The sequence below is a fragment of the Pseudomonas sp. S37 genome, from assembly GCF_016658545.1.
Classification (GTDB): Bacteria; Pseudomonadota; Gammaproteobacteria; order Pseudomonadales; family Pseudomonadaceae; genus Aquipseudomonas.
This window is the reverse complement of the sequence record NZ_JACVZC010000155.1, coordinates 1-12,262: the sequence shown is the minus strand read 5'-3', so window position 1 is coordinate 12,262 and position 12,262 is coordinate 1. Positions and strand designations below refer to the sequence as shown.

Genomic DNA, 12,262 nt, shown 5'->3' with positions numbered 1-12,262 from the left:
CGGGTGAACCCGCTCCCACAGGAATCGCGAAGATTTCAAGCCCTGTGAGCTATGTGTGGGAGCGGGTTCACCCGCGAAGAGGACAGGCAATAAAAAAGCCCCGGAAAACCGGGGCTTATGGGGTCACGCAGTGCTTAGCGAATACCCGACTGGCGCAACGCTGCAGGCTGGAAGTCGGCCTTGCTGGCACTGAAGCCGAAGTCGTAGGCGCGCTTTTCTTCGTTCTTCATGCCCAGGGCCAGATAGCGACCGGACTGCAGGTCGTAGATGGCTTCCAGGGTGTACCACGGCACTTCGACGTTGTAATACGGCTGGGCGTGGGCCTCGGACACGCGCCACAGCTGGTTACGGCCGTCGTACTGGTCGATCACCGCAGCTTGCCAGGTGTCTTCGTCGATGTAGAAGTCACGCTTGGCATAGATGTGCCGCTGGCCCGGTTTGAGGGTTGCAACTACGTGCCAGACGCGGCGCAGCTCGTAACGGGTCAGGTCCTGGTTGATGTGCCCGGCCTTGATGATGTCGCTGTACTTGAGCTTGGGGTCATCGAGCTTGAAGGCGTTGGACGCGATGTACAGCTCCTTCTTGCCTTCCAGCTTCCAGTCATAGCGGTCTGGCGCGCCGTTGAACATGTCCAGGTTGTCCGACGTACGCAGGCCGTCGGCGGCGGTGCCCGGGCCGTCATACGATACCTGCGGCGCCTGGCGCACACGGCGCTGGCCGGCGTTGTAGATCCACGCCTTGCGCGGTTCCTTCACCTGGTCGAGGGTTTCGTGCACCAGCAGCACGGTGCCGGCCAGGCGCGCAGGCGCGGTCACTTCCTGCTTGAAGTAGAACAGGATGTTGCCCGGGTTGTTCGGGTCGTAGTCCTTCATCTTGTCGCGGAAGACGAACTGGTCAGAGAAGTACACCGGGTTGAACGAGCCGTTCTGCTGCGGCGTGGCCTGGGTCACCAGGCGGCTGACGCTGCCGCCGCGGTAGCGGGTGATGTGGTTCCAGATCACTTCCAGGCCGGTTTTCGGGATCGGGAAAGGCACGGCCGTACGGAAGTTGTTCAGGCCGTTGCCGCCCTCTACCAGGGTGGTCTTGGTGGCGTTTTCCTTGATGGCAGCGAACACATCGGCAGGCGCCGTGGAGCCGCGGTGGGTCTTGAACACCGGGATCTTGTAGGTGTCCGGGTAGCGCTTGAGCATGGCCAGCTGGCCGGGCGAGAGCTTGTCCTTGTACTGGTCGGCGTTTTGCGCCGTGATGGTGAACAGCGGCTTTTCACTGCCGTACGGGTCGGACAGGAAGCCCTTGCCGTCGACACTGCCTGCGGTCTTCGACAGCGGCTCCCACGGGCCGATCGAGCCATCGGCGTTGCCGGCCTTTTCGGCACCCATCGGGGTCAGGGTGCTGCCCAGCTTGGCCGCCTCGTCGGCGGATACTGCAGCCATGACGCTTGTCGCCAGCAGGGACAGGCCCAGCACACCGGCTTGCAGCAGACTTCTGGTCTTGTTCATGTCGTGTCGTCCTGGATCTGTGTGCTTAGAAGTTCACGCCGAAGCTGAGGGCGACGAAGTCGCGGTCATCCACGGTGCTGTACTTGCCGTCGAAGAAGTTGGTGTAGGACAGGCTCGCCGTGTAGGTGTTCTGGTACTCGGCGTCCAGGCCCAGGCTGACCGCCTTGCGGCCTTCCTCGAAGTTGGCGCCAGGGCCTGGCGAGTAGCCGGACACGTCATGCGACCAGGCCACGCTCGGCTTGAGGTTGATACCGGCAAACACGTCGTTGTAATCCCAGATGACACGGGCGCGGTAGCCCCACGAGGTGCTGGTGGTGTAGCCGTCGTTCTCGCACTTGCGGTTCAGGTTGGTGGTGGACGCACCGGCACCGGCGCCGGCAATGGTGCTGGCGTTGAGTGCCTGGCAGGTATCTGCGCCGCCGGTGGAAGGCAACGGGCCAGGGCCGAACACCGGGTCACGGCCGTAGCGGGTGTCGTGTGCGTTCTCCAGGCCACCGACGTGGGTAACGCCCACCTCACCCACCACGGTCATGCGGCTGGCGCCCATCACCTGGTCGAAGAAGTGCGTCAGGGTAGTCTGGAACTGGGTGATCTCTTTGCGGCGGTAGCCGTGCAGGTCCTGGCCCGGCGTGCCGGTCAGCAGCGAAGCGTTGGTCAGTGCGCCGCCCAACGGTCGAACACCGGCGAACAGGATATCGGTGGTGTTCAACTGCACCGGGGCGTTGGGCCGGTAGCTGATCTCACCGCTCCAGGCCGTGCCGGTGGGCAGCGTGGTGGAGAAGCTCAGGCCGTAGAGGCGGATGTCTTCCGGGTACTCGACGAAGTACTGCGAGTTGCCTGCCACGATCAGCGGCGCCAGGGCGCGCAGTTGTGCCGGCAGGCCAGCGATACCGGAGAACACCGAGGCCGGTGCACCGGTGGCGCTGAAGATCGGCGCACGGCTGTGGTAGTTCATGAAGTAGGCACCGAACTCGGTGTCCAACGGCTCGAACATGTAGCGCATGGCCACACCGAACTGCCCGCTGTCGCGTGCATCGCGGTCGGCGCCACGGCGCACCATCACGCCCTCTTCATTGATGTTCACACCCTGGGTGGCAAGGAACTGCTGGGCCGCACCCGGTACCGTACGGCTGCTGTTGAGCACGCGCAGGTTGTCGGTGCAACCGTCGGCAATGATGTCTGGCTGCGAGAAGAAGGTGCCGCAGTTGTCGACAACCGTCTGGTCCCACTCAAGCTGGTAGAAGGCCTCGGCCGACAGGTTGTCGGTCAGGCTTTGCGAGACGTAGAACATGTTGACCGGGATCAGGCCTTCCTTGATCTCGGCCCCAGGGCGACGGAACGCCGACACGTCGATGGGGTTGATCGAGTTGATGCCGCCACCGATGAAGGTACTTTCGCCCCAGCTCACCACCTGCTTGCCAAAACGTACCGAGCCAGGCTGATCGCCAATCGAGTAGTTGTGGTAGACGAAGGCGTCGAGCAGCTCGGCACCGGAAGACTTGGCGCCTTCCTTGCGGTTGGAATCGCTGATGTCCTTGAACGGGCGGCTTTCGTCCTTCAGCTCGAAGTCGTACCAGTACTTGCCGCGCACGAACACGCCGGTATCGCCGTACTTCAGCTCCAGGTCATGGATGCCCTTGAAGATCTTGGAGAAGGTTTCGCCCTTCTTGAAGTTCAGGTGGCCATCGTCGGAGGTCTGCGACAGGCCCTTGCCGCCGTTGTTCACCCCGATCAGGTTCTTGTTGGGGTTGGCGGTCGACCAGCTGGCGCCAATGGAGAGCGACGAGTCGAACTGGCCTTCGATTTCACCAATGTTGAAACTGACAGCGAAAGCAGGACTTGCGAGCGTGGAAGCAAGGCTGACGGCCAGCGGCAACTTGGCCCGGCGCCAGAACAGGTTTGCAGATTTCATCGACGCTACTCCATGTACTTTATTGTTATGGCAGTGAGTCCTTTCAAGAACGGCCCGAGCGACCGGTTTGCAGGCTTGCACCTGCGGCGACACGGCTTGCGCGTGACGCCCTCCCCCATTCCTGAAAATCCCCTGGCCCCGACTATAGCCAGCAAGGCACAGGCGCTTGATCCCTCTAAAGTGTGATTTGCGCTCCGTGCCGCCAACTCGCTGTAATTTTGCTCCGCGTGCGCGCTGGCAACGCTCAAGGATGGCGCATTTTCGCCATTTGGCAAGGCGCCAGACGCTCTAGCATGCGGGTCGTGTTCTGTCGCACACGACCCGCAGCACAGTTACAGCGTGGAAAGGAAGGCGCTGTTGCTGGCTTGCCACTGGACGATGTCCTGGCGAATGCGCTTCTTGTCGAGCTTGCCGACACTGGTCTTGGGAATTTCAGTAACAACGGCGATCTGGCTGGGAATCGCCCATTTGTTGATATGACCTTGCTCGACGAACGGCTTGAGGTGGTCCTTCAGTGCCTTGGCGTCGATGACCTGGCCCTCGCGCACCACCAGCAGGGCAAACGGCCGTTCGCCCCACTGCGGGTCAGCCACCCCCACCACCGCCACTTCGCGCACGGCCGGGTGGCGGCTGACCAGGTCTTCCAGGTCGAGCGAGGAAATCCACTCGCCCCCGGTCTTGATCACGTCCTTGATGCGGTCGCGGATGTCGATGTAACCCATGTTGTCGAGGGTGGCGACATCACCGGTATGCAGCCAGCCACCCTGCCACAGCTCCTCGCTCTTTTCCGGCTCCTTGAAGTAGCCCATGGTCAGCCATGGCGCACGCAGCACCAGTTCGCCTTGGGTTTCGCCATCAGCGGGCAGGAAATTGCCGTCACCGTCGACAATGGCCGCCTCGACCAGCGGCACCGGTACACCGGCCTTGATGCGGTAGGTGACCCGTTCATCCTCGCTACCGGCCTGCAGTTCGTCGTTCAGGTGGGCGGCGGATATCAGCGGGCAGGTCTCGGACATGCCATACGCGGCGGTGAGTTGAATACCGCGAGCCAGCGCAGCCTGGTACAGCGAACGGTTCAGCGAGCTGCCGCCGATGATGATCTTCCAGCCGCCGAAGTCCTGGCCCTGGGCGTTCGGGCAGTTGAGCAGCATCTGCAGGATGGTCGGTACGCAATGGGAGAAGGTGACCTTCTCTTCACGCCACAGCCTGACCAGCATGTCCGGCTCGTAGCGACCGGGGTACACCTGCTTCATGCCGAGCATGGTGGCGGCATACGGAATACCCCAGGCATGCACGTGGAACATCGGCGTGATCGGCATGTACACATCGTTGCTGCCCAGCAGGCGCACGCTGTCGATACTGCCGGTGACCGAGGCTTCGGCCAAGGTGTGCAGCACCAGTTGCCGGTGGGTGAAGTACACGCCCTTGGGGTTGCCGGTGGTGCCAGTGGTGTAGAAGGTGGTGGCGACCGAGTTCTCATCAAAGTCCGGGAAGTCGTAGTGCGGGCTGGCGGCAGCCAGCAGTTGCTCGTACTCGCCAACCAGGTTGGGCAGGTCGGCGGCCTTGTCGGGGCCGTCGGTCAGCAGCAACGTCTTGTCGACCGTGGTCAATTGCCCGGCGATGGCCTGGTAAAGGCCGACGAAGTCGCTATTCACCAGCACCACGCGGTCTTCGGCGTGGTTCATGGTGTAGAGGATCTGCTCGGGCGACAGACGCACGTTGATGGTGTGCACCACGGCGCCGATCATCGGGATGGCGAACATGCATTCCAGGTAGCGGTGGCTGTCCCAGTCCATCACTGCCACGGTATCACCGGCCTTCACCCCGGCCTCGGTCAGCACATTGGCCAGGCGGGCAATGCGCTCGTTGAGCTGTGGGTAGGTCAGCCGCAACTGGTCGCGGTAGACGATTTCGCGGGTCTTTTCATAGCGGCTGCCAGACATCAGCAGGCGTTTGATCAGCAGTGGGTAGGCGTAGGCGCCCTCGGCGGGCTTGATGATGCGGGTCTGCAGCATGGGTATCCCTTTTCTGAAAAGCGGGCCGGACAAGTCTGGAACTAATGTAGTTCGTGAATGTGACGGCTAAATCAGCCGAAGGAATGATTTGCCTGGCGAAGGTATGAGCGGCGGGCGTTGACGGGCGGCAAGGTTGGGCTAGACACTGCGGCGGGCAACTTCAGGATATGTGCTGGCACCGAGGGCCTCTTCGCGGGTGAACCCGCTCCTACAAGGTATTCAGCGCCCCTGAGGACAGTGGTGTACCTGTGGGAGCGGGTTCACCCGCGAATGGCCACAACACCGATACCCCGCCCTGCACCGGAGAATTTCATGCCCAGCCCGCGTCGCGCCGTGTTTCTCGATCACCAGTCCCTGGACCTTGGCGACCTCGACCTCTCGCCCCTGCAGCAGCAGTTCGACGAATTCGAGCTGTTCGCCGCCACCCGCCCCGAGCAGGTCGCCGAACGCCTGCAGGGCGCGGTGGCAGTGGTCAGCAACAAGGTCATGCTCGACGCCGAAACCCTGGCGGCCAACCCGCAGCTCAAGCTGATCCTGGTGGCCGCTACCGGCACCAACAATGTCGACCTGGCGGCGGCGCGTGCCCAAGGCATCACCGTATGCAACTGCCAGGGCTATGGCACCCCCTCCGTCGCCCAGCACACCCTCGCCCTGCTGCTGGCCCTGGCCACCCGGCTGTGCGACTACAACCAGGCGGTGGCTGACGGCCAGTGGGCCAAGGCCAGCCAGTTCTGCCTGCTGGACTTCCCCATTGTCGAGCTGGAAGGCAAGACCCTCGGCCTGCTCGGCCACGGTGAGCTGGGCGGCGCAGTGGCGCGGCTGGCCGAAGCCTTCGGCATGCGCCTGCTGAGCGGGCAGATCCCTGGCCGCCCGGAACGCGCCGACCGGCTGCCACTGGACGAACTGCTGCCACAAGTCGACGCCCTGACGCTGCATTGCCCGCTGAACGAGCACACCCGGCACATGCTCGGTGCCCGCGAACTGGCCCTGCTCAAGCCCAATGCGCTGGTGGTCAACACCGCGCGGGGTGGCCTGATCGACGAACAGGCGCTGGCCGACGCCCTGCGTAGCGGCCACCTGGGCGGCGCCGCCACCGATGTGTTGAGCGTGGAGCCGCCAGTCAACGGCAACCCACTGCTCGAACCCGGCATCCCGCGCCTGATCATTACCCCGCACAGCGCCTGGGGTGCGGTGGAGTCGCGCCAGCGCATCGTCGGCCAGCTCAGCGAGAACGCCCAGGCCTTCTTCGCCGGGCAACCCCGCCGCGTCGTCAGCTGAGCCCGGCGCCTGCCTCTGCTACACTGCGCCACTTTTTTCCAGGAGGCGTCGTCCATGGACCCGCGCAGTGAAGTATTGCTCCGCCAGGCAGAGCTGTTCTTGGGGCCGCTGCTGATCGCCGGCGCCCCCGCCGACGACTTGCTCGGCCAGTTGCCCCAGGCCCATGCCTGGACCTGGCATGCCGGCGACCAGGCCATGCTCGACAGCCGCTTCGCAGGGCGCAGCCATTACGGCGTCGAGGCCCCTGCAGTGGCTTTCGACAGCGCCGTGCTGTTCCTGCCCAAGTCCCGTGAACTGTCTGCCTACCTGCTCAATGCCCTGGCCTCGCGCCTGGCAGGCCGCGAACTGTACCTGGTTGGTGAGAAGCGCGGCGGCATCGAAGGTGCAGCCAAACAGCTGCAGGCCTTTGGCAAACCACGCAAGCTCGACAGCGCCCGACACTGCCAGCTGTGGCAGGTGACCATCGACCAGGCACCGCAGGCAAAACCTCTGGAAAGCCTGGCAGAGCGCTTTGAACTGGCCCTGGAAGATGGCCCGCTGCACGTGGTCAGCCTGCCAGGCGTGTTCAGCCATGGCCGCCTCGACCGGGGCACTGCCCTGCTGCTCAAGCACCTCGACGGCCTGCCCAGCGGGCACGTGCTGGACTTTGGCTGCGGTGCCGGGGTGCTGGGCGCCACGGTCAAGCGCCGTTATCCACAAAGCCAGGTAACGCTGCTGGACGTGGATGCCTTCGCCGCAGCGGCCAGCCGCCTGACATTGGCGGCCAACGGCCTGGAGGGCGAGGTAATAATCGGTGACGGAATTGACGCGGCGCCTGCCGACCTGAGCGTGATTCTAAGCAACCCACCGTTCCATACCGGCGTACACACCCATTACCAGGCCTCGGAAACTTTGCTGAAAAAATCTGCAATTCATCTGCGAAAAGGTGGCGAAATCCGCTTGGTTGCCAACAGCTTCCTGCGTTACAGGCCCCTGCTGGAAGCAGCGCTGGGCAACTGCCAGGTCCGCGACGAGGCTGACGGTTTCCGTATCTACCAGGCAACACGCGGATAAAATCATCGCTTGCCGAAAGCGTTTCGGCTAGGCAGAATCCGCACCGTCCTAGGGGAGTAGTCTCCCGCGAGCGCCAGCTCGCCCGGTACGCGTCAACATACTTGGTCCACAGACCATGGCGCGTGCGACCCCCATGCCAGCCTGCATGGAGAGATCCGCATAGACGGATCCGGGGTTTGACAAGACCTATGACACGCACACCTTACCCGGGGCGGGGAGGCTGTACGTGTCATAGCCGTGTCGACCCGCCCCCGTAGGAATCCTGATGCTGGAATCTCTGTTGGTCCCCACCGCCATCGTTGCCCTCGCCGAAATCGGCGACAAGACGCAACTGCTCGCGCTCATTCTCGCTGCCCGCTTCCGCAAGCCGTGGCCGATCATCGCCGGCATCATCGCCGCCACCCTGGCCAACCATGCCGCAGCCGGTGCCGTGGGCGCGTGGTTCGGCAGTTTCTTCAGTGATTCGGCGCTGCACTGGATCCTGGCCGCGAGCTTCACCGCCACCGCGCTGTGGACCCTGGTACCGGACAAGATGGACGACGACGAAAACCCGGCACGCCGCTTCGGGCCGTTCCTGACCACGCTGATTGCGTTCTTCCTGGCCGAAATCGGTGACAAGACCCAGGTCGCCACGGTGATGCTGGCGGCGCAGTATCCGCACCTGATCATGGTCATTATCGGGACTACCCTGGGCATGCTGATTGCCAACGTGCCGGTGGTGCTGGCGGGTAACTTTGCGGCAGACAAGCTGCCGTTGACGCTGATCCGTCGCCTGGCGGCCACGGCGTTCTTTGTGCTGGCGATCGTGGCCGTTTATTCGGCGATGAAGGCCAGTGGCTGGGTGGGGTAACGGGCAAGAAGCGGGGCTGCTGCGCAGCCCATCGCGACGCAAGGCCGCTCCTACAAGGGAACGCGATCCCCTGTAGGAGCGGCCTTGCGTCGCGATGGGCCGCAAAGCGGCCCCAAAATTGAAGCAATTATTGCTTGGCAGCGGCCTGATACAGCGGCATCACTTTCGGAATCGCCGCCTGCAGCGATGCAATGCGGCTGGCCGACGCCGGGTGGGTGCTCATGAACTCGGGCGGCGCACTTTCGGACGCCTTGCTCATCTTGTTCCACAAGGTGATCGCGGCATTCGGGTCGTAGCCGGCACGCGCCGACAGTTCCAGGCCAATCAGGTCGGCCTCGTTCTCGTTGGCGCGGCTGTTGGGCAGGGTCATGGCGTAGTTCACCACGGTGTCGGCCATGGCCATGCTGCCCTGGCCGAGGCCGAAGATGGCACCGGCGCCCTGGCGGGCCATTTCCACGCCGTAGGCCTTGGACATGGCTTCACGGCTGTGCTCACGCAAGGCGTGGGCAATTTCGTGCCCTACCACTGCGGCAATTTCCGCATCGGTAAGCTTGAGCTGGTCGATCAGGCCGGTATAGACAATGATCTTGCCGCCCGGGCCGCAGTTGGCGTTGAGTTCATCGCTTTTGATCACGTTGACTTCCCAGTTCCACTGCGCGGCATCCGGGCGGAACTTGGGCGCCTGGGCGATCAGGCGGCTGGCGATGGCCTGCACACGCTTGGCATCGGCGCTGGACTTGTCGAGCACACCCTTGCTCGAGGCTTCACCCAAGGTCTGCTGGTACGACTGGGCGTACATCTGGTTGACCTCATCGGTCGAGAGCATGCTGAACATGTACTGCTGGCGCTCGACGCCGACAGCACCGCCGCTGGTGGTGTTCACCGCCTGGCAGCCGGCTAGCAGGATGCCAGCACTCAACAGGCTGACGACAAAAGACTTACGCATGAAAACACTCCCTTTTTACATGCGCCGTATCCTAGGCCGAGTCGCCTGGGGCCGCCATAGCCGCAGGGAAGATTTTCGTCGCCTGTGCCGGCCCTTTCGCGGCTAAAGCCGCTCCTACAGGGGTAACGCCATCCGTTGGATTTTCTTTTCCTTCACTGGCCTCTTCGCGGGTGAACCCGCTCCCACACGGGTAACTCAATTCGTTGTAGGAGCGGCTTTAGCCGCGAAAGGGCCGGCACAGGCAACCCATCAAGCCGGGGTCAGGCACTCCGGCGCATCCAGCTTCGGATCATTGACGAAATTCGCCAAGGCCCGCTCGCGCAACTGCGCCGGCGGGCTGGCCAGCAGTTCATGCAAGCGGGTAACCGGCGTATCCGGGTCAAGCCAGGCAGCCTGGCCCGCTTCGTCGAGGATCAGCGGCCGGCGCTGGTTCATTGCCGCCTGGGTCACTACCGCGCAACTCAGCCACACTTGGTCCTGCACCGGGTAGGCCTCCCACACCGCAGCAAAGTACAGCGACGCGCCCTCCCCCGGGGTCAGCCAATACGGGCGTTTGCGTACATTGCCGCGCCACTCGTAAAAGCCGTTGGCCGGCATCAGGCAGCGGCGATGGCGAAACGCGTCACGGAACATTGGCTGCTCGGCCAGGGTTTCGGCACGGGCATGGGCGGGCGTGCGGGAAAGGTCGGTGAGCCAGGCCGGGGTCAGCCCCCAGCGTGCCTTGGCCAGTTGCTGCTGGCCGTCGAGCTGGCGCTGGATCAACACCGAGGCGCCGGGCGAGATGTTCCATTGGGCCGGCTGGCCGACCGGAAAGCCCGGCAGACTGGCAAGGGCCTGGGGCCAGCGAAACAGGGCGTAACGTCCACACATGGGGGAATTCTGAACCTAGCAGATCAAGGTACCGGGGAAACTCTCCGGTTCGTCGCCAACCAGTGGCTGGGCATCATTGTACGCATCGATCAGCTGCCGTGCGTACTCGGCCTGTTGATCCGCCACGGCGAGGCCAAGAAGGCCCTGCATGGGCAGCTCGCCCACGCCGCCCATCAGGTCACGGCCCACCAGCTGTACGTCGATGCCCTCACTGGCCAGCATGCCTATCAGCATTTCGGCTTCGAGCAGGTTTTCCGGTTCGTAGATCCGCCGCATCAGTCATTCTCGCCAAAGACATCCAGCATCCATTCCTCGCCATGAACCTGCAGCACGAAGCGGATAGGCTTGCAGCACACCTGGCAGTCCTCGATGTACTCCTGATCGCCACCAGACAGGTCCACGGTGGTTTCGACTTCTTCGCCACAATAAGGGCAATCGTAGATCGCAGATTCCAGCATCGCGGCCTCCAGGGTGACTTATGCGTATAATTGCCGGTCTGATTACAGGGCCTGTGTGCGTCCGAGCCGTTTTTCGGAGCCTGCCCCTACCTATTACCCTAGCCGTTTCCAACAAGAGAGCATGATGGGCGAATTCGATGCCATCCGACCATACGACGACGCTGAGGTCCCTGCCGTTCTGGCACGCCTGCTCAGCGACCCGGCATTCCTCGATATCCTCACCCACTTTCGCTTCCCGCGTGCCGCCGGCGCTCTCGGCTGGCTGCTCAAACCGCTGATCGCCCGCCGCCTGCGCAAGGAATTCGCCGGTGTTACCTGCGTTTCCACCTTGCAGGACAAAGTCGAGTATTACGTCGACCAGACCATCGATCGCGCCACCGACGGCGTCACCTATTCGGGTGTGGAGCAACTGAAGGCCGGTACCGCCTACCTGTTCCTGGCCAACCACCGCGATATCGTCATGGACCCGGCCTTCGTCAACTACGCGGTGTACCACGCCGGCCTGCCCACGCCGCGCATCGCGATTGGCGACAACCTGCTGCAAAAGCCGTTTGTCAGCGACATGATGCGCCTGAACAAGAGCTTCATCGTGCACCGTTCGATCAGCGGGCGTCGCGAAAAGCTGGCCGCTTACCAGCTGCTCTCGGCCTACATCAACCACTCGATCCGCCACGATGCCACCTCGATCTGGATTGCCCAGGCCGAGGGCCGCGCCAAGGACGGTGACGACCGCACCGACTCGGCGATCCTCAAGATGTTCCACATGAGCCGCAAGGACGAGGCGTTCGGCGCAGTGATCCAGAGCCTGAACCTGACCCCGGTGTCGATCAGCTACGAGTACGACCCGTGCGACCAGGCCAAGGCCCGCGAACTGTATATCCGCGCCACCACCGGCAGCTACCAGAAGGCCCCGGGCGAGGATGACAACAGCATTGCCAAAGGCATTACCGGCTATAAGGGCCGGGTGCACATCAACTTCGCCCCACCGGTGACCGAGTATTACGAGGACACCAAGCAACTGGCAGTGGAAATCGACCGGCAGATTCTGGGGGGCTACCGACTGTTCCCGGTGCACTATCTGGCCTATGCCATGTGGGAAGGCAAGGACGAGGCCCTGCAGGTGCCCGGTGCCGAGCAGGTGTTTCCGGCGGATGAATTGGCCAAGGCCAAGGAGGAATGGCAGCGCCGGCTGGATGCCTGCCCTGAGGAGCAGCGGCCGTACCTGGTGTTGCAATATGCGACGCCGGTGCGTAACCAGTATCAGGTCAGGCAGCAGGCTTCGGTAGCCTGACAGAATTTGGGGCCGCTTCGCGCCCCATCGCGACGCAAGGTGTTCTGGTCAAGTTTTTCCGGACACCGATTACGGTGATCAAGCCGCCTG

11 protein-coding genes and 1 riboswitch are annotated in these 12,262 nt (G+C 63.2%); of the genes, 4 read left to right on the top strand and 7 right to left on the bottom strand.

Annotated elements, in window-relative coordinates:
- Nucleotides 1–134 precede the first annotated feature (134 nt).
- The 3 genes from IAE39_RS27290 to IAE39_RS27280 all read right to left on the bottom strand — a co-directional run bounded on the left by IAE39_RS27290 (nt 135) and on the right by IAE39_RS27280 (nt 5,426).
- Nucleotides 135–1,499, bottom strand: coding sequence for a DUF1329 domain-containing protein (locus tag IAE39_RS27290; protein ID WP_201207597.1), 1,365 nt, complete (start codon nt 1,497–1,499; stop codon nt 135–137).
- Between the two features lie 25 nt (nt 1,500–1,524).
- Nucleotides 1,525–3,411 (bottom strand): DUF1302 domain-containing protein, encoded by a 1,887-nt coding sequence (locus tag IAE39_RS27285; protein WP_201207596.1) that lies wholly within the window; start codon nt 3,409–3,411, stop codon nt 1,525–1,527.
- 332 nt (nt 3,412–3,743) lie between these two features.
- Entirely contained in the window at nt 3,744–5,426 is a 1,683-nt protein-coding gene (locus IAE39_RS27280; RefSeq protein ID WP_201207595.1) for a fatty acid--CoA ligase, read from the bottom strand.
- Nucleotides 5,427–5,738: 312 nt separating this feature from the next.
- Between IAE39_RS27280 and IAE39_RS27275 the strand changes: the two genes are divergently transcribed.
- The 3 genes from IAE39_RS27275 to IAE39_RS27265 all read left to right on the top strand — a co-directional run bounded on the left by IAE39_RS27275 (nt 5,739) and on the right by IAE39_RS27265 (nt 8,607).
- Entirely contained in the window at nt 5,739–6,704 is a 966-nt protein-coding gene (locus IAE39_RS27275; protein WP_201207594.1) for a 2-hydroxyacid dehydrogenase, read from the top strand.
- A 54-nt stretch (nt 6,705–6,758) separates the two neighbouring features.
- Nucleotides 6,759–7,757, top strand: coding sequence for a class I SAM-dependent methyltransferase (locus tag IAE39_RS27270; RefSeq protein WP_201207593.1), 999 nt, complete (start codon nt 6,759–6,761; stop codon nt 7,755–7,757).
- 39 nt (nt 7,758–7,796) lie between these two features.
- Nucleotides 7,797–7,935: riboswitch (yybP-ykoY riboswitch) on the top strand.
- Between the two features lie 87 nt (nt 7,936–8,022).
- Nucleotides 8,023–8,607: a TMEM165/GDT1 family protein gene (locus IAE39_RS27265; RefSeq protein WP_016484894.1), complete on the top strand. Its 585-nt coding sequence runs from the start codon at nt 8,023–8,025 to the stop codon at nt 8,605–8,607.
- Nucleotides 8,608–8,734: 127 nt separating this feature from the next.
- Here IAE39_RS27265 and IAE39_RS27260 read toward each other — a convergent pair whose 3' ends face one another.
- From IAE39_RS27260 to IAE39_RS27245, 4 genes are all read right to left on the bottom strand, one after another.
- Entirely contained in the window at nt 8,735–9,553 is an 819-nt protein-coding gene (locus tag IAE39_RS27260; protein WP_201207592.1) for a M48 family metallopeptidase, read from the bottom strand.
- A gap of 249 nt (nt 9,554–9,802) precedes the next feature.
- The gene (locus tag IAE39_RS27255; protein WP_201207591.1) at nt 9,803–10,423 is read right to left on the bottom strand and encodes an SOS response-associated peptidase; all 621 of its coding nucleotides are present in this window, start codon (nt 10,421–10,423) and stop codon (nt 9,803–9,805) included.
- 15 nt (nt 10,424–10,438) lie between these two features.
- Complete coding sequence (locus IAE39_RS27250; RefSeq protein ID WP_201207590.1) at nt 10,439–10,699, bottom strand: putative signal transducing protein; 261 nt, start codon at nt 10,697–10,699, stop codon at nt 10,439–10,441.
- Nucleotides 10,699–10,881, bottom strand: coding sequence for a CPXCG motif-containing cysteine-rich protein (locus tag IAE39_RS27245; protein WP_201207589.1), 183 nt, complete (start codon nt 10,879–10,881; stop codon nt 10,699–10,701). The genes IAE39_RS27250 and IAE39_RS27245 overlap by 1 nt, the downstream gene beginning before the upstream one ends.
- 124 nt (nt 10,882–11,005) lie before the next feature.
- Between IAE39_RS27245 and IAE39_RS27240 the strand changes: the two genes are divergently transcribed.
- Nucleotides 11,006–12,172, top strand: a complete 1,167-nt coding sequence (locus tag IAE39_RS27240; protein WP_201207588.1) for a 1-acyl-sn-glycerol-3-phosphate acyltransferase — start codon at nt 11,006–11,008, stop codon at nt 12,170–12,172.
- Nucleotides 12,173–12,262: the final 90 nt, after the last annotated feature.

What these genes read in the sequence shown, in the direction of transcription:
- IAE39_RS27265 (WP_016484894.1), top strand. Translation starts at nt 8,023, where the DNA reads ATGCTGGAATCTCTGTTGGTCCCCACCGCCATCGTTGCCCTCGCCGAA.
- IAE39_RS27290 (WP_201207597.1), bottom strand. Translation starts at nt 1,499, where the DNA reads ATGAACAAGACCAGAAGTCTGCTGCAAGCCGGTGTGCTGGGCCTGTCC.
- IAE39_RS27245 (WP_201207589.1), bottom strand. Translation starts at nt 10,881, where the DNA reads ATGCTGGAATCTGCGATCTACGATTGCCCTTATTGTGGCGAAGAAGTC.
- IAE39_RS27280 (WP_201207595.1), bottom strand. Translation starts at nt 5,426, where the DNA reads ATGCTGCAGACCCGCATCATCAAGCCCGCCGAGGGCGCCTACGCCTAC.
- IAE39_RS27250 (WP_201207590.1), bottom strand. Translation starts at nt 10,699, where the DNA reads ATGCGGCGGATCTACGAACCGGAAAACCTGCTCGAAGCCGAAATGCTG.
- IAE39_RS27240 (WP_201207588.1), top strand. Translation starts at nt 11,006, where the DNA reads ATGGGCGAATTCGATGCCATCCGACCATACGACGACGCTGAGGTCCCT.
- IAE39_RS27270 (WP_201207593.1), top strand. Translation starts at nt 6,759, where the DNA reads ATGGACCCGCGCAGTGAAGTATTGCTCCGCCAGGCAGAGCTGTTCTTG.
- IAE39_RS27275 (WP_201207594.1), top strand. Translation starts at nt 5,739, where the DNA reads ATGCCCAGCCCGCGTCGCGCCGTGTTTCTCGATCACCAGTCCCTGGAC.
- IAE39_RS27260 (WP_201207592.1), bottom strand. Translation starts at nt 9,553, where the DNA reads ATGCGTAAGTCTTTTGTCGTCAGCCTGTTGAGTGCTGGCATCCTGCTA.
- IAE39_RS27255 (WP_201207591.1), bottom strand. Translation starts at nt 10,423, where the DNA reads ATGTGTGGACGTTACGCCCTGTTTCGCTGGCCCCAGGCCCTTGCCAGT.
- IAE39_RS27285 (WP_201207596.1), bottom strand. Translation starts at nt 3,411, where the DNA reads ATGAAATCTGCAAACCTGTTCTGGCGCCGGGCCAAGTTGCCGCTGGCC.